This is a genomic window from Glutamicibacter ardleyensis (assembly GCF_014644555.1).
GTDB lineage: Bacteria > Actinomycetota > Actinomycetes > Actinomycetales > Micrococcaceae > Glutamicibacter > Glutamicibacter bergerei.
Genome location: NZ_BMKX01000002.1, coordinates 24,354 through 45,572 on the forward strand (window position 1 = coordinate 24,354; position 21,219 = coordinate 45,572).

Annotated in this window: 15 protein-coding genes, 1 tRNA gene and 2 riboswitches; of the genes, 10 read left to right on the forward strand and 6 right to left on the reverse strand. The window is 53.8% G+C overall.

Translation table 11 applies throughout. From position 1 onward, the window contains the following. Positions 1-166: 166 nt before the first annotated feature. The 5 genes from IEX04_RS04665 (at position 167) to IEX04_RS04685 (ending at position 5,977) form a co-directional block, all read left to right on the forward strand. Positions 167-865: an iron-dependent transcriptional repressor DtxR gene (locus tag IEX04_RS04665; protein WP_188684135.1), complete on the forward strand. Its 699-nt coding sequence runs from the start codon at positions 167-169 to the stop codon at positions 863-865. A gap of 108 nt (positions 866-973) precedes the next feature. Further along, positions 974-1,122: riboswitch (cyclic di-AMP (ydaO/yuaA leader) on the forward strand. Between the two features lie 4 nt (positions 1,123-1,126). Next, a complete protein-coding gene (locus IEX04_RS04670; RefSeq protein ID WP_188684137.1) occupies positions 1,127-2,158 on the forward strand; it encodes a M23 family metallopeptidase in 1,032 nt (343 codons plus the stop codon). Between the two features lie 124 nt (positions 2,159-2,282). Continuing rightward, positions 2,283-2,452: riboswitch (cyclic di-AMP (ydaO/yuaA leader) on the forward strand. Between the two features lie 3 nt (positions 2,453-2,455). Continuing rightward, positions 2,456-3,313 (forward strand): C40 family peptidase, encoded by an 858-nt coding sequence (locus IEX04_RS04675; RefSeq protein WP_188684138.1) that lies wholly within the window; start codon positions 2,456-2,458, stop codon positions 3,311-3,313. 225 nt (positions 3,314-3,538) lie between these two features. After that, positions 3,539-4,033, forward strand: a complete 495-nt coding sequence (locus IEX04_RS04680; RefSeq protein WP_096256092.1) for an HNH endonuclease — start codon at positions 3,539-3,541, stop codon at positions 4,031-4,033. Positions 4,034-4,099: 66 nt separating this feature from the next. After that, positions 4,100-5,977 (forward strand): ABC transporter ATP-binding protein, encoded by a 1,878-nt coding sequence (locus IEX04_RS04685; protein WP_188684140.1) that lies wholly within the window; start codon positions 4,100-4,102, stop codon positions 5,975-5,977. A gap of 77 nt (positions 5,978-6,054) precedes the next feature. Here the strand turns inward: IEX04_RS04685 and IEX04_RS04690 are convergent, their stop codons facing one another. After that, on the reverse strand, positions 6,055-6,474 hold the full coding sequence (locus tag IEX04_RS04690) for an NUDIX hydrolase (protein WP_096256094.1): 420 nt from the start codon (positions 6,472-6,474) through the stop codon (positions 6,055-6,057). A 185-nt stretch (positions 6,475-6,659) separates the two neighbouring features. Between IEX04_RS04690 and IEX04_RS04695 the strand changes: the two genes are divergently transcribed. Beyond that, positions 6,660-7,889, forward strand: a complete 1,230-nt coding sequence (locus tag IEX04_RS04695; RefSeq protein ID WP_096256095.1) for an ROK family transcriptional regulator — start codon at positions 6,660-6,662, stop codon at positions 7,887-7,889. A gap of 240 nt (positions 7,890-8,129) precedes the next feature. Here IEX04_RS04695 and IEX04_RS04700 read toward each other — a convergent pair. Further along, positions 8,130-8,206, reverse strand: a tRNA-Arg gene (locus tag IEX04_RS04700). Between the two features lie 56 nt (positions 8,207-8,262). After that, positions 8,263-8,904, reverse strand: coding sequence for a hypothetical protein (locus IEX04_RS04705; RefSeq protein ID WP_188684142.1), 642 nt, complete (start codon positions 8,902-8,904; stop codon positions 8,263-8,265). 63 nt (positions 8,905-8,967) lie between these two features. Here IEX04_RS04705 and pcrA point away from each other — a divergent pair, with 63 nt between their 5' ends. From pcrA to sucD, 3 genes are all read left to right on the forward strand, one after another. Continuing rightward, positions 8,968-11,343 carry a DNA helicase PcrA gene (gene pcrA / locus IEX04_RS04710; protein ID WP_096256097.1) on the forward strand — a complete coding sequence of 792 codons (2,376 nt, stop codon included), beginning with the start codon at positions 8,968-8,970 and terminating at the stop codon, positions 11,341-11,343. Positions 11,344-11,581: 238 nt separating this feature from the next. Then, positions 11,582-12,754 carry an ADP-forming succinate--CoA ligase subunit beta gene (sucC, locus tag IEX04_RS04715; protein WP_096256098.1) on the forward strand — a complete coding sequence of 391 codons (1,173 nt, stop codon included), beginning with the start codon at positions 11,582-11,584 and terminating at the stop codon, positions 12,752-12,754. A 16-nt stretch (positions 12,755-12,770) separates the two neighbouring features. Then, positions 12,771-13,673, forward strand: a complete 903-nt coding sequence (sucD, locus tag IEX04_RS04720) for a succinate--CoA ligase subunit alpha (RefSeq protein WP_096256099.1) — start codon at positions 12,771-12,773, stop codon at positions 13,671-13,673. 189 nt (positions 13,674-13,862) lie between these two features. Here the strand turns inward: sucD and IEX04_RS04725 are convergent, their stop codons facing one another. From IEX04_RS04725 to IEX04_RS04735, 3 genes are all read right to left on the reverse strand, one after another. Beyond that, the gene (locus tag IEX04_RS04725) at positions 13,863-15,350 is read right to left on the reverse strand and encodes an MFS transporter (RefSeq protein WP_188684145.1); all 1,488 of its coding nucleotides are present in this window, start codon (positions 15,348-15,350) and stop codon (positions 13,863-13,865) included. Between the two features lie 782 nt (positions 15,351-16,132). Further along, the gene (locus IEX04_RS04730; protein ID WP_105678085.1) at positions 16,133-16,417 is read right to left on the reverse strand and encodes a hypothetical protein; all 285 of its coding nucleotides are present in this window, start codon (positions 16,415-16,417) and stop codon (positions 16,133-16,135) included. Positions 16,418-16,579: 162 nt separating this feature from the next. Further along, positions 16,580-19,930, reverse strand: coding sequence for a DEAD/DEAH box helicase (locus IEX04_RS04735; protein WP_188684147.1), 3,351 nt, complete (start codon positions 19,928-19,930; stop codon positions 16,580-16,582). An 87-nt stretch (positions 19,931-20,017) separates the two neighbouring features. Here IEX04_RS04735 and IEX04_RS04740 point away from each other — a divergent pair, with 87 nt between their 5' ends. After that, the gene (locus IEX04_RS04740; protein WP_096253735.1) at positions 20,018-21,196 is read left to right on the forward strand and encodes an LOG family protein; all 1,179 of its coding nucleotides are present in this window, start codon (positions 20,018-20,020) and stop codon (positions 21,194-21,196) included. Positions 21,197-21,219 lie beyond the last annotated feature (23 nt).

Consider the following 21,219-nt stretch of genomic DNA (forward strand, 5'->3'; position numbering starts at 1 on the left):
CATCTTCGCAAATTGCGAGGGGATGAGAGAAAAACCGGACCGTCGGTTACGACATGCAATTTATGCTGTGGTCGCAGGGAACGCCTCCACAACCAAGTAGAGTTGCATACTGACGTTCCGTTTTTTCAAACGAACCTAACTGTTGTGACTTCCAGGAGTGGCTAACGTGTCTGACCTTATCGATACAACTGAGATGTACCTGCGCACCATTCTTGAACTTCAAGAAGAAGAGATCGTGGCCTTGCGTGCGCGAATCGCGGAACGTCTTGGGCATTCGGGGCCTACTGTGTCGCAAACTGTCGCTCGGATGGAACGCGACGGACTCGTTGTAGTCTCCACCGACCGTCATTTGGCTTTGACTGAAAAAGGTCACGAACTGGCTACGGGCGTGATGCGCAAGCATCGTCTAGCTGAGCGCCTACTTTCGGACATGATTGGCCTTGAGTGGGAGTACGTACATGACGAGGCTTGTCGCTGGGAGCATGTCATGAGTGAGCGTGTTGAGCGTCGGCTTTATGACTTGCTGGGCAAGCCAACAGTTTCTCCTTACGGTAATCCGATCCCGGGCCTTGAAATCTTAGGTGGACCGAAAGTAACGGAAATCTCATCTGAGGTTGAGAACCTGGATAACGCATTGCTCTCCGGAAACGTCGGGCCGCTGGCGATCGACCGCTTGGCTGAGCCGATCCAAACGGACCCAATCCTGCTCGGACAACTGAATGAGGGCGGAATCCGTCCCGGAGCGATAGTCAATCTAGAGCGCGCCGATGATTACGTTGTGGTCCGTGTGCAAGGCATCGAAGGCGCCCTAGAGTTGCCAGTCGAGGTCAGTGCACACGTCTTTGTTCGTACAAATCAAAGATAACGAAATTGTAACTTTTCCGATCGACCGGTAGGGTTATGCGAGGGCGTTAGAGGTTTATCTAATGCCGATTCCGAAAGCGCAAACACCGAGTATTGCCCTGCCTTCCGGATGTGACAAGAACTTTTAGGGCAATAGCGGGGAACCCACTCATCTGACGAGTCATTCGTCTTGGGGTGAAGTCATGCCAATAAGCAAGACCGGACCAATCACAGGGCCGAACCCGACAGCTAACTTCGCAGGTGTAGATGTGAGAGGAATGTTTTGGCAGAAACCAGGACGACGGGTCGACGTCGCGCAGCAGATGTCGAAATCGACGCGATCGCTGAAATCGCAACAGCTGCTACCGAACGACCCGTTGGTCGCCGCGCATCGCGCGAACCTACTGTCGAAGCATTAGAAATTATCGCACCAGTGTGTGCCGACTATGTTGGACGCCGATTCACATCGGGACAGCGTTACGGTATCGCACCAACGTCGAAAATTCTTGCGGCTCAGGATGTTGACGGAAACGTCATTGCCCTACCCACGGCCAAGCCAGTTATGGCTTCCGAAGGTGCCGTAGCCAGTAATGGGGAGCTCGTTCAGAGTCTCCACGCATCGCCTAAAAAAGTTTCCCGACTAGGGTTCACACATAAGATCGCGGCCGTTGCTGCGGTATCAGGTTTGGCCCTCGCAGCGGTTTCCCCGCAACTCAATGGAGCCGAGCCGGACGAGCCAGCTTCCGTAGCTAGTGCTCAGCGCACCGCGACTTCCGCTGTTGTTGATGTTAAGGCACCGGAAAATGCCGGGCTAGAGGTTCAGCGTGCCGCACTGAAGTCGGATATCAATCCAAGTGTCGCCGACGAAAACAAGCTTTCGGAAATTCTTACCGCTTCCGGTGGAAATATCCAGAAGATCGGTTCGACGGGCGGTCTGCTTGAGCGTCCCGTGGATAGCAACCGCATTACTTCGCCCTTCGGGCATCGCAAGAATCCAACCGGCGCCGGCTTCATGATCCACAGTGGCACAGATTACGGTGTGCCGAGCGGCACAAAGGTTTACGCGGCTGCCTCGGGCACCGTGGAGGTCTCTGGATGGGCCGGTCACTCCGGTCAACGAGTTACCTTAGGTCACGGAAATGGGCTGGAAACTGGCTATAGCCACAACTCCAAACTCCTAGTCAAGGTCGGTGACAAGGTTCAGCGAGGCGATGTGATCGCTCTGGCCGGCAGTACCGGTAACTCGACGGGCCCACATGTGCACTTTGAGGTCATCGTTGATGGGCAGTTCAAAGACCCAGCAGGCTGGTTATAACGTTGAACGTCACCTTACCGTGATCAAAACGTGACATTTGAAAGATAGTCCTATAGGCTTATCTGCGTGCCAGGGGGAAGCCCTGAGCAACATTGCGTGTGATCCGAGCACTGCCAGCATGCAATGAGCAGTTATACACAACTCGTACGGCAGTGACGGGGGAACCAACATCGGGTCGTTAGTTTTGACTAACAACCCTAGGGGTTAAGTGGACAAGAAGGAAACTTCGAATCCACCGAGGTAACTCCACTTCGAACCCGACAGCTTACCTCGTAGGAATCAAGGAGAGGCATTATTGTGACCAAGCGTCAAACCCATGGACGTCGCCGCGCCGACGTGCCACGCACTAACTCGCTAGAGGCGATTTCTCAGGCCGTAGCGTCTAACGCGGGCTCAGTTGGCCGACAGGCAGCCGTTGTTGCTGCTGCGTCCGGTTTGATTGTCACCTTAGGCGTTCCAGGCCAGGCTACCGCGCCCCGCGATGTATCCGCGGCGCCAGTTGATACCATCAACCCTGAGCGTGTGTCGGTAAAGACCGTCAAGGTCGACACCAAGAAGGCCGACAAGGTCGACATCGAGCGCGCCAGCTTCACCGCTGAACCAAAGCCTGAGCCAGAGCCAGTCGTTATCGCTGTTGCTGACAGCATTGAGCCAACCACCCGTCAGAACTCGGGTAGCTCCGATTCTTCGGGAAGTGCTGACTCCATGGCACCAATGACCCGCCAGAACCGTGGCGGCAACGGCCAGCAGAGCGCACCAACTCAGACCCAGAAGCAGGAAACCAAGAAGGAAACTTCGGCTCCTAGCTCGAACCTGACTGGTATTGCAGGAACTGCAGCCAAGTACTCAGGCGTTCCATACGTCTGGGGCGGCAACACTCCAAGCGGCTGGGATTGCTCCGGCTTCATAAAGTATGTCTACGCGCAGCACGGCATCAACATTGCCCGTGGCACCTCCGCGATTCTAGGCTCCGGTCAGTTCAAGCGCACCAGCAGCCCGAAGCCTGGCGACTTGGTGTTCCAGAACGGTGGAGGCCACGTAGGAATCTACCTCGGTGGTGGCCAGATGATCGGTGCGCAGAACCCTACTGTCGATACCATGATCCACTCGGTAACACGCAACCCGTTGTACGGGTACTACACCCTAGCTCGCTAAACAGCCTGCTCCCATTGGCCATCGAACGTAAAGTTCGGTGGCCAATGGTCGTTTAACACAGTGAACTCCATGCTACTTCGCGATGAAAATCAGCGAATATCTTCCTATTTTTAGCCCCGAATATGCGACACATCGCATAGGCTAACGGCAAGAGGACTAACCGAGACGAGCTCGTCGTCATCAACTTCAAGTGATGCGTACGAATTCATTGAAGGAAGTATGCGCATGAGAACGTTGGTTTTGAACGCAGGATTTGAGCCACTGGCAGTGGTGACTTTTCGTAGAGCGCTTATTCTTGTGCTTACAGAAAAAGCAACGATCATCTTGCAAGACGATGATTCACCGGTTCGAGGAACTGACAGGGAGTTACCCCGACCCACCGTGATCGTGTTAAAACGATATGTACGACGCCCCTACAGGAACATGATCCATGTGACCCGTAGGGGCGTTCTTCGTAGGGACCACTTTCGTTGTGCATACTGTGGGAAAACTGCCAATACAATCGACCACGTGATCCCGCGCAGTAGGGGAGGACAGAACACCTGGGAAAACCTAGTAGCAGCGTGTCTGTCGTGCAATAGTCGCAAGGCAGACAAAATGCTCGCTCAGCTCGGTTGGCAATTGCTACTCACACCACATCAGCCGCGCGTGGGCGGACACCTAGTCTCCGGGTTAGAACATATTGATGCTTCATGGAATCAATATCTTCATGCCAGCTAGGAAATATCTACACTCCGTGAGATGTTGAGACGTTAGTACTATCTGAACAATTCACGGAGGTAACTTGTGAGCATGGAAGGCGCGGCGTGGAGCACGCTGTGGCAGTTGTCTAAAAGTGAGCAGCGACGGGCTTATCGGCCCGATACCCCGGGACGCGTTTTTAGATTCGCGCTTAATTACAAAGCCAGGCTCATAGTCTTCGTGATTTTCTCCGTACTTTCTGCTGCGATAGCAGTGATCACTCCAGTACTCGCCGGACGAGTCGTGGACGCAATTGTGGGTCAGGGGAACTGGGCGACAATTCGCAATCTAGCCATTGCTATGGTGATAGTCGCAGTCTTGGACTCCATTTTTGCAATGTTAGTCCGCTGGCAATCATCAACCCTCGGCGAACAGATCATCTATGACCTTCGTACGAAGGTGTTCGACCACGTACAAAAGATGCCGATCGCTTTCTTCGCACGGACAAGAACTGGTGCGCTGACATCACGACTTAATTCCGATGTAATCGGTGCGCAGGCCGCCTTCGCAGGAACACTGTCAGGGATCGTCTCCAACGCGGTGGCGCTGGTCTTGACCGCGATCGTAATGCTCACAACCTCTTGGCAAGTTACGCTGCTGGCTTTGGTACTCTTCCCGATATTCTTGCTCCCGGCCCGACGTTTCGGTAAATCCTTGGCGGGTTTACGTAAGGAATCGGCGGATCTGAACGCCTCAATGAGCACACAGATGACCGAGCGCTTTTCGGCGCCCGGGGCGACGCTGATCAAACTTTATGGCCGTCCGCACGAGGAATCAACGCAGTTTGGTCTGCGCGCCGCACGTGTTCGCGATATCGGTATCAAGATGACCTTGCGGCAATTTGCGTTCGTAACGGTACTGGGATTCGTCGCGGCGCTGTCATTGGCTCTGGTCTACGGACTTGGTGGTTTTTATGCCCTGCGTGGAGACATGGCCGCCGGCGACGTGGTGGTGCTCGGAATGCTCATTATTCGGCTCTACACACCGCTCACAGGGCTTGCGAACGCGCGAGTGGAAATTACCAGCGCTTTGGTCAGCTTCGACCGTGTCTTCGAGGTACTGGATCTTGAACCGTTGATCAAGGATGCTCCAGATGCGATCGCTTTACCCAGCGAACCGGTGGCAGTGAAATTTGATCGGGTGACGTTCGCGTATCCGAGTGCCGAGGAAGTATCCCTCGCATCGCTGGAGGAGACCGCGGTATTAGACGGACGTGGCGGTGAGGAAATTTTGCATGATATTTCCTTCGAGATTCAACCAGGGCAAACGGTGGCGCTTGTGGGTTCATCCGGTGCGGGTAAATCCACCATTGCGCAGCTGCTCGCTCGACTCTACGATGTGCGCGGGGGAGCTATTACCCTTAACGGGTATGATCTACGCCAGCTTAAGCTCGCATCTCTTTATCACGAGTTGGGAATGGTGACCCAAGACGGGCATCTGCTTCACGAGACGGTACGTTCAAACCTCCTGTTGGCCAACCCGGAAGCTGAGGAAGCGCAGCTCTGGGCAGCTTTGGAAGACGCGCAGTTAAGAACGCAGATCGAATCCTTACCGGATGGGCTGGAAACCGTGGTCGGAGAACGCGGGTACCGCCTTTCGGGCGGGGAGCGTCAACGTATGACTATCGCTCGTATGATTCTGGCCAATCCAGGGCTGGTGATACTGGACGAGGCCACTGCTGCCTTGGACTCACGAAGTGAACTTGCAGTGCAACTGGCATTGAGCAGGGCTTTGGAAAACCGCACAGCGTTAGTGATTGCTCACCGCTTGTCCACTATCCGCCAGGCTGACCAAATCCTTGTGATTGATGGTGGGCGAATTGTCGAACGTGGCACTCATCTAAGTTTGCTAGGCGAAAACGGTGCCTACGCAAAGTTTTATCAGACGCAGTTCAGCTCTGATCACGGTGCGGAACCTCAGTAGAATCTCCCGGTCAAAGTGCCCGCGGAAACGATGCGAACTACGTTAGGCATATCATCACTTGGAAATCGTTGATGAAACTAGGCACCCATGTCATTCGCGTTGGCCAACAAGGTAGGTAAAACGTGTTCTCTTAACAGTGGTGCAATGTCATTGCGTAATAGGGCATCCCGCGGATCAATCCACAAGAGCTCTTCGAGTTCGGCTAACGGTTCGGGTGAACCATTAAATCTTGCGGCGAATAAATAAGCTTGGATTGACGTATCTTCTTCATTCGCCGCAGGACCACTCCATTCTCCATATGGTTCGAGGTCCTTTGCTTCAAAATCCACGCCTAATTCTTCGGAGACTTCGCGCATTACGGCCTCTATAGGTGTTTCTCCGGGTTCAGGTTTCCCGCCAGGCTGCATAAATTTTGTTGTTCCGCGCTTGCGAACCAGGAGTATTTGTCCTTGGTCGTTGATTAAACACGCTGCAGAAATAGTTAAAGTTTTCATCATCAAAACACAATATCGCGTGTGAAAACGTATGACCAATGGTAACGTGCATTAATGGATCTCCAACGTTTTTAGTTGAGAGGCACTACGATTCGACAACTCGCAGTTTCGAATCATGTGTCGGAATCTTGGCAGTACGTTGGAATGGAGAGATCGATCCATCAACTTTATAGATCTATGGAGCATTAATGCGACGGGGTACAAACTTAGGCCGCCTAGGCGATTTTAATCAGGCGGTAATTCTAGAGTCCATCCGACGAGCCCCAGACGGCATCAGCCGTGTGGAGCTTGCAGGTTCGACTGGACTTTCACCACAGACAATCTCAAACGTAGTACGTCGTCTGCTTGACGACGGCATCGTTCGCGAAGATCGCACCATCGTTTCCGGACCGGGTAAGCCACGTACCGTTCTTGAACTAGAGGGAAACCGCCTAGTTTCTATCGGTATTCACCTTGACCCTAGCGTTCTGACCTTTGTCGCGATGAACCTGCGCGGTGAAGTCCTGCGCGAGCGCAGTATCGATCTACCAAACCTTGAGGTAGCTACCGAGACCATCCAGCTGATGGCTGACACGGTCAAGGAAATGATCGCCGAGATTCGCATACCTAAAAAGCACATCGTTGGTGTGGGTATCGCCGTGCCAGGGCCGGTCAACGTTGAAGACGGCGTGGTACTAAACCCACCACTACTGGACGGTTGGGCAGACGTTGAGCTGGTAACTCCGTTGCGTAAGCTGTTGCGCCTACAGGTCATCATTGAGAAAGACACCATAGCTTCCGCTGTCGGCGAGCTATGGCAGTCCAAGGAAGAGAAGTCCGATGACTTCGTCTTCGTCTACTGCGGGCATGGATTCGGTGCAGGCATTGTCATCGATGGCGAAGTCCACCACGGATCAAGCAATAACGCTGGCGAAATTGGGCACTTCTCCACCGGGCAGAAGTCGGTTTCCTGCGAAGAATGCGGTGCAGATGATTGCTTGGCCGCAGGCACCTCATACGAGTTCATGGCCGCACAGGCCAAGGAGCGCGGCCTGGAATTGCCTTCGTACGAGATCATGGGCCCAGAGCAGCGCTCAGAGGGCCTGAACCGACTCACCGAACTTGCTCTGGAAGGCAACACTGTTGCCAAGGAACTTATCGTAGAGTCAATGGTTCGCGTTGGTGAAGTTGCCGGTCAACTAGCAAACGCCTTAGACGTAAGCGAAGTTGTTTTTGGCGGCCCACAGTGGGACAAGGTGCGCGAGCTAGTCTCCGACGACGTTGATGCGGCCGTAAAGCGTCGCTTTGGCCTACGCGGAGTGCACGAGCTTGGTACTCGAAGCTCAACTCTTGGCTCGCAAGTCGGCGCCATTGGTGGCGCATGCGTAGTCATGGATGCCTCACTTTCACCGAAGGCCACCGCGTTACTATTGCGCTAGGCATTTCCGCAAGACTAAAGACCGTGGTTCCCTTCCTCCGAGGAAGGGAACCACGGTCTTTTTAGATAAAGGCAAGCTTCTGGCTAATGACTTGCTAACCAGTCAGAAAATCGCCAAAAACTGTCATGTTCGACAGACGATGCGAAGAGGCGGCACTCAGAATTCGTTTGAGACACCATCGCCGAGAAAAAGAAAACCGACGACTGCCCACTACGGTTGGGGAAGCCTCGGTATTCTATGTGGTGCCCCTGAGCGGAATTGAACCGCTGGCCTACCCTTTAGGAGAGGGTCGCTCTATCCAACTGAGCTACAGAGGCGAAGGCGCTAAGCGCCACATCAACACTATCCTACAAGGAAGTTGATGATGAATTTTTCATGATTCTTGGTTACGAACCTCGGCCATTTTATTAATCAGCGCCTTATTAGCCCGGCGAGCTCCGAGGCCAATGATCAGCGCAGCGGTAATAAATAGTGTTACCCATCGAATGGTGGTCAGTACCGAAGCCAGGGCAACCGTCCCTTCGTTGAGATCCGCTCCAAAGAGCGAGTCAATGGCGAAATTCTCCCAAAGATCGGTGACAGCGAAGAGCAGTGGTGCGGCCCAGGCAAGCCAGCGCATCTGGCGATTCGGGATCCAGCGAATAAAAATTAGCATGGAAAACAAAGCGGTCAACAGGGGGAATAGCAGCCCAGCAGTCTTGTGCAGGTAGTTCAATTGACCGGTGGCATCTGCATCCATGGCCCCACGTAGTGCCTCAACGTCAGCGACTGTATAGCCAAAGACGCGTTGGTCAGGCATGGTGAGTCCATTGCTGAGGTCGGTCATCTGGTGCATTACCAGCAAGTGATAGTAGACAAAGAGGAAAGCACAGGTGACTAGACCCGCCGTGATGAGCAACATTGGGTTTGATGAGGATTCGCGTTTCTGCGCAGCCGCTTGCATTCCCTTGACCTGATGGTCCTGGAACTGTGAAGGCTTACGATACTCTTTACTCTTCTTAACGTTCTTTGCCATACCTTCCATTATGCCGGGTAGTTCAATGAAACCGTCGTTGAGCCCACGTAGACTGACTACACCATGGATTTCCTTAACGATGACTTCGCCGCGGAGCCGGCACAGCGCACCATACCAACTCCAGAAGAACTGTTGGTGGGGATGAACGAACAGCAAGATCAAGCGGTTCGTTATCACGGTGGACCGCTTCTAATCATTGCCGGTGCGGGTTCTGGAAAGACTCGCGTACTCACTCATCGCATTGCCTACTTGCTTGCTACCGGCCGGGCTCGGCCGCACGAAATTCTAGCCATCACCTTCACGAATAAAGCAGCCGCAGAAATGCGTGATCGAGCCGCTGAATTGATTGGTGAGACGCAAGCAAAGAAAATGTGGATTTCGACCTTTCACTCCTCCTGTGTACGCATCTTGCGCCGGGAAGCGGCGACTATTGGTCTGAAGTCGAACTTCTCGATCTACGATTCTGCGGACTCACTGAGGCTTATCACATTAATAGCCAAGGGTCTAGATATCGACCCCAAACGATTTGCCCCAAAGGCTATCGCGCATAAGATTTCTTCACTCAAAAATGAACTGATTGATGAAGAAGATTATTCCTCCACGATTAATACCCATGACCCGTTCGCCCTGGCCGTGGCCGAGGTTTACCGAGGCTATACTCGCCGGTTGCGTGCCGCGAATGCCATGGACTTCGACGACCTGATCGGCCAGGTTGTGTACATGTTCCGGGCGTTCCCCGCCGTGGCGGATAACTACCGTCGCCGTTTTCGCCATGTCTTAATCGATGAGTATCAGGATACAAACCACGCGCAGTACTCGCTGGTGCGTGAGCTCACCGGCCCAGATGGATTAACCACCCCCGGGGAGCTCACCGTGGTTGGCGACTCCGACCAGTCAATTTATGCTTTCCGCGGGGCGGACATCCGCAATATTGTGGAATTCGAAAAAGACTATGCGGACGCCGCAACGATCAAACTCGAACAGAACTACCGTTCGACGCAGAACATCCTCTCTGCAGCCAATGAGGTTATCAAGCGCAACCCTGAACGCAACGACAAACGTCTATGGACCGCCAGTGGAGATGGCGAGCCCATCATTGGGTACGTCGGCGAATCCGAAGGTGATGAAGCCCGTTGGATTGCTGAAGAAATTCTGCGACTCAACGATGAGGAAAGCGTGCGCCCCGGCGATGTCGCTATCTTCTACCGGACCAACGCTCAATCGCGTGCATTGGAAGAACAATTAATGCGCGTGGACCTAAAATACCGGGTCGTGGGAGGAACCCGATTCTACGACCGTAAGGAAATTAAAGACGCACTGTCCTATCTCCGTGCGCTAGTTAATCCGGAAGATGACATAAACGTCCGCCGAATTCTCAATGAGCCCAAGCGCGGTATTGGTGACCGAGCTGAAGGTGCCGTGGCAGCACTTGCTGAACGGGATCGAATTTCGTTCATGGATGCCTTGCGACGCTCGGATGAAGCCCCGGGGCTAGGTACTCGCGGCATAAAAATGACAGCGGCCTTCGTGTCATTGATGGATGACCTCAAGGTCGTAGCTGAAGGTTCCAGTCCTGCCGAGGCGCTCGAAGCTGTCTTGGAACAGACCGGTTATCTAGAGATACTTCGCACGTCCAATGACCCTCAGGATGAATCACGGGTGGAGAACCTCGCGGAGCTGGTCGCGGTAGTTCGAGACTATGTCAAAGATGAACCAGAAGGTGGACTAGAAGGGTTTTTGGAACGTGTGGCATTGGTAGCCGACGCTGACCAGATCCCTGAAGCTCCCGCAGATGACGAGGGTGCCGCAATGGCTGCTCGCGAAGGTGTGGTCACCTTGATGACCTTGCATACTGCTAAGGGTCTAGAATTTCCTGTGGTCTTCTTGACCGGTATGGAACACGGTGTTTTTCCGCATCAGCGGTCCATGACCGATGCCAAAGAACTGGCTGAAGAGCGTCGATTGGCCTATGTAGGTTTAACTCGTGCCAGAGAACGGTTGTACCTCACTCGGGCTGAACAGCGTAGCCTCTGGGGACAATCGCAGTACAACCCTGCAAGCCAGTTCCTCGACGAAATTCCGTCCCACTTACTTGAGTGGAAACGTGAAGGGTCAATGTCTTCCGGGTGGGGATCGGGTAGCGGAACGGTGAATTTCGCCACCAGTCGATATGATCGTGGATCACATTGGGCAGCCGGTACCTCGTCCAATGCAATCTCACGGGGGCATAACGCCGCACCCGTTGCGAAACAGCGTGTACAGCAAAACAAAGAGATTGTGGTTCCAAAGGTTGGACAAAACGTAAAACATTCAGGCTTTGGCTTGGGAGTTGTCATTGCTATAGAAGGAGCCGGAGATAAGACGGTTGCAAAAGTGCAATTTGTGGATTCTGAAAAACGGCTCTTACTGCGCTATGCGCCATTGGAAATCGTCGAATAATCGCGAATTCTTTAGGGTAAGCAATGCAGTTTTCGCTTCCGTGGAAACTTCATGGAAAGTTCTCTACATGCTGTAAAAGTGGGAAGTTTGCAAAACTAGGGATAGTCTGAGAAGTGCGCACGGCTACGGCGCCGTATGACTGCCGATAGTTGCGGTGCGCTCTCTAAGGCATGGCATAGGTTTCGATCTATGGCCATGTCGCGAGTCAGCATGAACTTCGAACGAAGGACACAAACCCGTGGACCTGTATGAGTACCAGGCGCGCGATCTATTCGAGGCACACGGCGTTCCCGTGCTTGCCGGCATCGTCGCTTACACCCCGGAAGAAGCTAAAGCCGCAGCTGAGAAGATTGGCGGCGTAGTTGTAGTTAAGGCACAGGTCAAGGTTGGCGGCCGCGGTAAGGCTGGCGGCGTCAAAGTTGCCAAGACCGCAGACGAAGCTTTCGAGCACGCTACCAACATTCTCGGTATGGACATCAAGGGCCACACCGTTAATAAGGTCATGATCGCTCAGGGCGCCGACATTGCTGAGGAGTTCTACTTCTCGGTACTGCTGGACCGTGCAAACCGAAACTACCTGGCCATGTGCTCGGTAGAAGGTGGCATGGAGATCGAGGTGCTCGCTGTCGAGCGCCCCGACGCTTTGGCTAAGGTCGCCGTTGACCCGTTGGTCGGCATCGATGCAGCTAAGGCTGCGGAGATTGTCGCTGAAGCTAACTTCCCTGAAGAACTGCGCGCTAAGGTCGCAGATACCATCCAGAAGCTCTGGGTTGTATTCAAGGAAGAAGACGCCACTCTCGTTGAGGTCAACCCACTGGTGAAGACCGGTGCCGGTGACATTGTTGCCCTTGATGGCAAGGTGTCCCTGGATGAGAACGCCTCCGAGGTTCGTCACCCAGATCACGAAGCTCTGGAAGACAAAGAAGCGGCTGATCCACTGGAAGCCAAGGCTGCAGCAGCAGGCCTAAACTACGTCAAGTTGGACGGTGAAGTAGGCATCATCGGTAACGGTGCTGGCCTAGTTATGTCGACCCTTGACGTTGTTGCCTACGCTGGCGAGAACCACGGTTCGGTCAAGCCTGCTAACTTCTTGGACATCGGTGGTGGAGCATCAGCTGAGGTCATGGCTAACGGCCTTGACGTCATCCTGAACGACCCACAGGTCAAGTCGGTCTTCGTTAACGTCTTCGGTGGCATTACCGCTTGTGACGCTGTCGCAAACGGCATCGTCGGCGCGCTGAACACCTTGGGTGACGCAGCGAACAAGCCACTGGTTGTCCGTCTGGACGGCAACAACGTTGAAGAGGGTCGCGCCATCTTGGCCGAAGCCAACCACCCATTGGTGACCCTGGCAGCAACCATGGATGAGGGCGCCGATAAGGCTGCCGAGCTCGCCAACGCAGCGAAGTAAGAGGGATAAGCGAACAATGAGCATTTACCTGAACAAGGACTCTAAGGTCATCGTCCAGGGCATCACCGGCGGCGAAGGCACCAAGCACACCGCCCTGATGCTCAAGGCTGGCACCAACATTGTCGGCGGCGTGAACGCCCGCAAGGCTGGCACCACCGTCACCCACGGTGACCAGGACATCAAGGTGTACGGCACCGTGGCTGAGGCCAAGGCTGAAACCGGCGCAGACGTATCGATCGTCTTCGTGCCACCTAAGTTCACCAAGGACGCTGTAGTTGAGGCTATCGAGGCTGAAGTTGGCCTCGTTGTTGTCATCACCGAAGGTGTTCCAGTACAGGACTCCGCTGAGTTCTGGGCACTGGCACAGTCGAAGGTTGACGCCGACGGTAACCAGATCACCCGCATCATCGGTCCTAACTGCCCAGGTATCATCACCCCAGGTGAAGCGTTGGTCGGCATTACCCCGAACAACATCACCCAGAAGGGCCCAATCGGCTTGGTTTCCAAGTCTGGTACCCTGACTTACCAGATGATGTACGAACTGCGCGATCTGGGCTTCTCGACCGCAATTGGTATCGGCGGTGACCCAGTGATCGGCACCACCCATATCGATGCACTGGCAGCTTTCGAAGCCGATCCAGAGACCAAGGCCATCGTCATGATCGGTGAAATCGGTGGTGACGCTGAAGAGCGCGCAGCTGATTACATCAAGGCTAACGTCACGAAGCCAGTTGTTGGCTACGTCGCTGGCTTCACCGCTCCAGAAGGTAAGACCATGGGCCACGCAGGCGCCATCGTCTCCGGCTCGGCCGGTACCGCTCAGGCTAAGAAGGAAGCTTTGGAAGCTGCAGGCGTGAAGGTGGGCAAGACTCCTTCGGAGACCGCTCGCTTGCTGCGCGAAGTTTTCGCTGCTCTCTAAGCTGAAGCTAAGTTGAGGGCCTGACTGCAGATCGGTAACGATCCGCAGTCAGGCCCTTTCCGTATTCTGTGAAGATTCTATCGGGTTCGTAGTGCTACGGGAGCCGACCGTAATAGACAGAGTACAAAGCAACGGCCACCGTCCCAGATCTCTGGGACGGTGGCCGTTGGTCAATCAAAAACCAGTGGGTTAGTGGTTCGCTGGTGCCTCATCAAAAAGCGAATCAACGTCAAGATCGGGATTTTCATCCTGAGTTTTCACCAGTTCGACGGCTTCAGCGTCGGTAGCCACCGACGGCATAGAACCCGGAAGTGGTTTGCGTGCTGATTCCTTGAGGAAACACACGGCGATGAAGCCGGCTACGGACATGCCCATCACCCAGAAGGCAGGAGCCAGCGAAGACCCGGACATTGTTACAAGGGCTTGCATGATGAACGGAGCGAAGCCACCAAAAATAGCGACTGCAAAGTTATAAGAGATTCCCATTCCGCCATAGCGCGAAGAGGTAGGGAACAGTGCCGGTAGTGAGGAGGCAAGGTTAGAGACGTAGAACGTTACTGGGATCGCCAGCAGGGCAAGACCAAGCAAGGTGGACCAGATAGCTCCGTGCATCATGAACAAGAACGCCGGAGTGGCTAGTAGCACGGCGGAGACCGAACCGATGAAGAGTACGCGACGGCGCCCGATCTTGTCCGATAAGTGGCCTGCTAACGGGATGCACAAGGACATGCCCACCAGAATGGGCAAGGTCAGCAAGTTACCGTGCACCGGATCATACTTCAGCGTTTGGGTCAGGTACGTCGGCATATAACTGGTTAGTGCGTAGCCTGCGGTGTTTGCGGCTGAAACCAAAACGAAGCCGGTGAGCAGTTCACGCCAGTAGGCTTTGACCAGGTCGATGACACCCTTCGGAGCATCTGCAGAGCTCTTGGCATCCTCGCTGGCACGATTTGCGGCTTCCTGAGCTTCCTTAAACGCCGGAGTGTCCTCGATCTTGGTGCGGAACCACAGGGCGATGACGCCAAGAGGCAAGGCAACTAAGAACGGGATACGCCAAGCGAAGCCTTCCATCACGTCTTCAGTGAGAGTTAGCTGGAGGATCGAGACGAAGGCGGCACCCACGGCAAAGCCCATATACGAGCCGAGATCCAGAAGTGATGCATAGTAACCGCGGCGCTTATCCGGTGCGTACTCGGTGATAAAGGTTGTGGCGCCGGCGTATTCACCACCGGTGGAAAAGCCCTGAATGAGCTTCAGAACGACGAGAAGTATTGGCGCTGCGATGCCCCAAGCCGAGTAGTCTGGCAAGATACCGATGCCAAACGTTGCCAAGGCCATCATGAGGAGTGTGAAGACAAGAATCTTTTGGCGGCCGACTCGGTCGCCTAACTGTCCAAGGATGACGCCGCCTAGTGGGCGTGCCACGAAGGTTACGGCGAAGATTCCAAGGCTAAATAGCGTTTTGAGGGCTGGATCGAGGGTGGCCGGCATGAATAGCTCGCCGATAATTACCGCTAGGTATCCGTAGACCCCGACGTCGTACCATTCCATCAAGTTACCGACAACGGTACCGCCGATTGCTTTTTTGAGCATCGAATCGTCAACAACGTTGACGTCCCCTACCTTCAACCGGCGTTTCCTTAAAAATTTCGGCCCACGAGTATTCGCTGCTTCCATAAGCTTCACTCCTCATATCTTTCTTAATCTTCTCGTATGCTCTAGGTCGCTCAGCTTTCCTGTGCTGAAGGGCTTCGGGGAATCGTGCCACTTGGTGGTCTAGCCTCAGAGACTTTCTGCAGGCTTCAATGACTTCTCCCCAGATCACTGGCGACGATTGCTCAACGAACGATGAAGTGCATAATCGGACAAGCAACAAGACTAGCAAAACGTGAAATGGCACTTGTGCGTGGAGTCAAGTATTTGCGGTGGATTCGGAGGTTAATGCGTCCGAGCCCGAGAAGCTCCAGTGTAGAGCCATGCTCAATGCGTCCAGCTGCAGTTAGGAAGAACCTCGGGGAATATAGCCTGACTAGGCTATTAGTTGCATAATGCAATCGATTTTCGGTGCCAGTTTCACTTCGGAATTTTAGGATCAACCACGTTGAATTAGTAGCGTTCCGGAGTGGATGTTAGCCGAGAAACAACAGGTGCAGTGCAGTCCACCTGTGGAGGATTTGCGATATATAACACATATCAAACTGAGGTCTGCGCAGCTTCACGGTCTCGTGGTCGATTTCTGCCACGGCGAATCAAAGTTCAACGATAGTCAATACTTGGGATAACAGGTTGGATACCTGGCGAAAACGTTGAAAAAAGAAGATTAGCAGTGTTCTAAATTGGGCAGTGCCAAAATCTCCCTACCGTAAGCTCCGGGTATCACCGTTGTACAGGAAGGTTCAGGGCAAAAAGATGCCCCAAGACTGCCTGTAGGTATCTTGGGGCATGCGCTGGGAAGAATACTAGCCGCGTAGGCCAGCCGCCGCGTCGGTGTCGACCCTCAAAAAGGAGGAGCCAATAACAGCGAAGGCTCCCGGAATTAACAACATTCGGTGCTTCGGGTTATAGAAAATCTCCTCGAGCGGCGAAGCGATCACTCGCCGGATTTTTTCTAGGAGCCGTTCGTTGTCTAGGGATAGTCGTTCCTGTTCGGTTTCAATCACCACACGGTCTTGTTCGGTGCTCACCGACGCGCTCATCCAGTCGTCACTCGGTGCACTCAGAGTCTCCGATTTAATCAGGGACACGGTTATAACCGCCTTCATCTTGCGTTACGCCACCGGAGAAGACCTCCGAGGCTACTCTCTTTGCTTGCACTCAGTGTGGCAGAGAACACACAACGAGACATATTGAATATAGCGCGATTCGCTGGTAAAAGCCCGTCAAACGGCTCAGATGTAACCAAGCTGTTACTCAAGCAGCCCGCGAATATCCTGAGCCGTCAAAGCCTTGGAAAAACCATCGGCCTCATCCATCACGGTAGAGATCAGCTTCCGTTTGGTGTCCTGCAAGGCCACAACCTTTTCCTCAATGGTTCCCTGAGCAATCATGCGATAGACCATCACCTGACGGGTCTGTCCGATGCGGTGTGTGCGGTCAATGGCTTGAGCCTCTACGGCAGGGTTCCACCATGGATCAAGAAGGAAGCAGTAATCAGCCTCGGTCAGGTTCAAACCGAAACCACCGGCTTTCAGCGAGATCAAGAACAATGGAGCTTCGCCGTCCTTGAACTGCTCGATTACCTTGGCGCGGTTTCGAGTATTGCCGTCAAGATACACATAGGGAATACCCTGCGCTTCTAGTTTCGCGGCAAAGATCTTCAAATAAGAGGTGAACTGCGAGAAGACCAAGGCGCGGTGATTTTCGCTAAGCACATCCTCAAGTTGCTCAAAGAGGGCCTCCAATTTCGACCCTGGAATCTCTGCAAGCTCAGGATCCACAAGTGACGGTTCCAACGCAAGCATTCGCAGGTGAGTGAGCGACTGGAAAATCGTAAAGCGGTTGCGATCCAGGTCTTCAACCAAGTGCAGAATTTTCTGGCGTTCTCGGTTCAGATGAGTGTCATAGACATGCTGGTGTTCATCGCTCAAACGAACCAGGACCTGCTGTTCCTGTTTAGCAGGAAGGTCCAGCACTACAGATTCCTTGGTGCGGCGCAGCATGAATGGCTTCACACGACGCTGTAAAAGCTGCAACGTTTCGCGATCGCCGAGCACCTCGATAGGTCGAGCAAACTGACGGTTGAAACGACTGGAGTTCATGAACAGTGACGGTGAGGTCAGGGACAATAGTGCGCCTAGTTCAGAGAGGTTATTCTCCATAGGAGTACCCGTCACAGCTAGCTTGAAGTTTGTCTGGATATTGACCGCACTGCGGTGAGCCTTCGTTGAGCGGTTCTTCACGAACTGTGCCTCATCGAGAATCAGGCCAGCAAAGCGTTGCCCCTCATAGACTTCATCGTTCAGACGAAGCAAGGTGTAGGTCGTAAGGATGACATCGTAGTTAGCCACCAGTTCTTTTAGCTCATCTTCTGAACCGAAAGTTCCTTCCACCGTGATCACCCTCAAACTTGGGGCGAATCGCTTAATCTCCATCTCCCAGTTCGATACGACCGAGCTTGGAGCGACGACAAGGAATGGTGCGCTCATGCGCTGTGCTGCGGGAAGCGTGGCCATATGCTCTGGGTCGTCCCACAGTTTGCGGGCATGAAGCATCAGCGCAATGGTCTGCAAGGTTTTACCTAGACCCATATCATCGGCGAGGATCCCGCCAAATCCGCCTTGATACAGACGCGCGAGCCACTGGAATCCCTCAACCTGGTAAGGGCGGAGCGTAGCGTTTAGGGTGTCTGGTACTTGGGCTTCTTCGCCTTCTGCCACACGTAGCAGCGAGCGCATACGCCCTATAAAGAGATCAGCCCCGTCGATACCTTCAGCCAGCTCATCAAACTCATCAAAGAGTGAAACTTGGAAGACTGAGAGCTTCAAATCCGCGTCTTTTGGTTTGTCATTGAGCGATTGTGCTTCGTCGACAAGCGACTTCAGCTTGGCAAACAGGGGATGGTCCAATGAGAACCAGGTGTTGTCGGGAAGCTTAACCTTCATGGAACCGCTGGTCAGCGCCTCCATGATGGTAGAGAAAGGAACCTCGTGGTCACCAACGGTGATGAGCAAGCCCAAGTCCAGCCAGTCATTACGTTCGTGGCTCACGGCATTGATTTTCAGCTGTGGAAGTTCACGCAGCTGACGGTATACCGGGCGGATTCCTTCCTCAGTAATTTTCATAATGGACAGGCCCCGCAGCGCAGGAAGCAGATCCGAAACGAACGTGATCATATGTTCTCCGGCGAAGAACCTTGACGACAGATCGTGGTTGCTAGTGTCCGTGTGCTTCTCAAAAACGTCGTTAACGGTCCGGTATAACGCTTGCTCGGCCTGCGCATCATATACTTCGTGGTCGTATGGGACCCCCGGGTATCGGACCTGGAAGTAAATGGCGGCCGAATCTTTGACTGTGCCGTCGGCTTGTTCTTCGCGACTGAAATTCACGGTGGCATGAACCTCAGGTGGCGCCAGCGCGGGAAGCACCAGCCCTTCACTAATGCTGCGCAGGCTAAAGCGGCGCGCGAGTCGAGCGTACGACTCGTTAAAGAAGTCCTGCATTTGGTCCGAGGGGATCTGCAGAGGTTCACGATTCTGGAACCAACGGCGGTGCTGGGCAGGGATTATTTCGTCGCTAGGTGCCAACCATATTTGGTCTGGAGCTTCAAGTTCGACGTAAAAACCATGATCAGCGATGGTTCCCGCAGGGGATTCTGCGTTAAGGCTTAAGCTTTGTCCAGCAATGTGTAGCTGGCCAGCAACGTTGAGAGACCGGTCTTCTGTCAGGCTTGCCAGCAGTTCAAACCGAGACTGACGATCAACATTTACAGTGGTCTCGTGGCGGGTGGTAATGAGCTCGATTCCAAGCTCTTGCGCCTCGTCGAGCATTGGCCATAACAAGTTGGAAGCGTACTCGTCTAAAAACAGCCAATCTTCATCGACCTTGAACTGCAGCTGTGTATTGCCCCGGGCCAGGGCTGCAAAGCGAGTAAACCAATGGTGCTGGCCGCGAAGCAAGTTCCAGCCGTAAGTCTTAAAGGCGATGGTGGTCCACCGTAGCTGGCCACGAACCCAGCGACCCTCGGAATTACGCACCATGGGGCGAACGCCTAAGCGGAATCGCTTGTTCCGAGTGGGGTGTGGCACCGAACCGGAGGGCATCCACTGTTGCTGCTGAGAAGTATTTTTAGAGTCAAAAACCATGAACTGCAGGGCCATAGCCACTACAGGATCATTGGGGGAACCTAAAAGTCCCTCGGAAGGTCCTGGCTCCGGTTCCTCAAACCAAGTATTGACCTGAGTCGACCAAGCGGAAGCGGTTCTTTTCGTCTCGGCCATTGAAGGACGTGGTTGGTTCGCAATCTTATTCGCAGTCAGCGCAAGAGCCGCGACATGAGGGCAGACCGATCCTTTGTTACAACTGCAGTCGGTACTTTCCACGGTCCAGCCAGTTGCGCTTCGAACTACGGTGATAGTGGAGACAAACTGCTGGTCATCTTCCAAGATAGTGCCGGAGATGACGCTGCTACTTTCATCAAAAGCGACGTCAACTACCGATTCGTCTTTTTTAGCGAGCTGTTGCCCGAAGAAGAATGGAACGTCGCCCAAGTACGCCAGTAGGTGCCTTGCGTCGATGAGTGGTGGCACAGAATCAGTCATCCTCTCATCGTTTCACGTTCAGCGCGCTGGTGGAAGTTGAGAACCCTAACTGTGAACAATCACCCGTATTCGCGGTAGCTTAGTTACATGTCTCAAGTGTGGCCTTATATCCCCGCCCGTACAGTAAATATCACCACTCTGGTGGAATTCGACAGGCTAGCCGCCGAAGCTCTCGAGACCCAGATGGCACGTGCCAGGAACTGGCGTGTACACCGGGTTGATTTGCAGACAAGAGATTCGCTCCTGGGTACCCTCGATCTAGCCGACTGTCTTTTTATCGATTGTGTGTTCTCCTCACAGGGGCGTGCTCTGGTTGAAGCTACCGGTGGGCTTTGCATGAGTAGTGGAGTGCAACTGCCTTTTGATATTTCCGAACGCGATTTATATACCCCGTATGAACTGTATTCAGGGATCAAAGAAGTGCCCTATGCGCAGGTACCTGACGCGCAGATATACACCTATTCACAATCTAAACCACCGCTGAAATTTGCTACCGACGACACCGCTATGGCTACCACATTGCATGACCACCATATTGGGCAGGCAATGATAAATGCGGTGTACGACGGAGTTTTCGCCAACACCCCGATGATTGGTGTCATGGGTGGGCATGCGGTACAACGAGGAACCCAAGAATTTGCCGATGCCGTTCAGCTTGGGACCACTCTCACGCGTAAGGGTTACTCGATTGTGACCGGTGGGGGCCCCGGTGCGATGGAAGCAGCTAATGCAGGTGCTTGGCTTGCCGATTATGAGCCCCAAGACATCGTTGCCGCCTTGGATATTTTGGCGCAGGCACCCGACGCTATCCGCCATCGCACTATGTGGGCGCGCGCGGCGGTACGAGTGCGTGAGCAATTTCCTAGCAAGAATCATTCGTTGGGCGTGCCCACCTGGTTCTATGGACATGAGCCACCAAACCTCTTTGCCACACATATTGCCAAGTTCTTCACGAATTCCATTCGCGAAGCGATCTTGCTCGAACAATCAAACGGCGGAATCATAGTGTTGCCAGGCGCTGCCGGGACCGTCCAAGAAATATTCCAAGATGCCTGCGAGAACTATTATGCGACCGGTGCGCGCGTCACCCCTATCGTTTTGGTCGGAGAAAAACATTGGCGCGAAGAACTACCGGTCTGGCCACTGCTCCAAGCGCTGGCAGTTGGCCGGGCCATGGAAGACCGAATTGCGTTGGTAGACACCGTGGACGAAGCGGTCGCATTCATTGAAACCATGACCCCGTTGCGTCGCCGCACACGGTTCTAAAAAAGCTTCTGGCCGCAGCCACC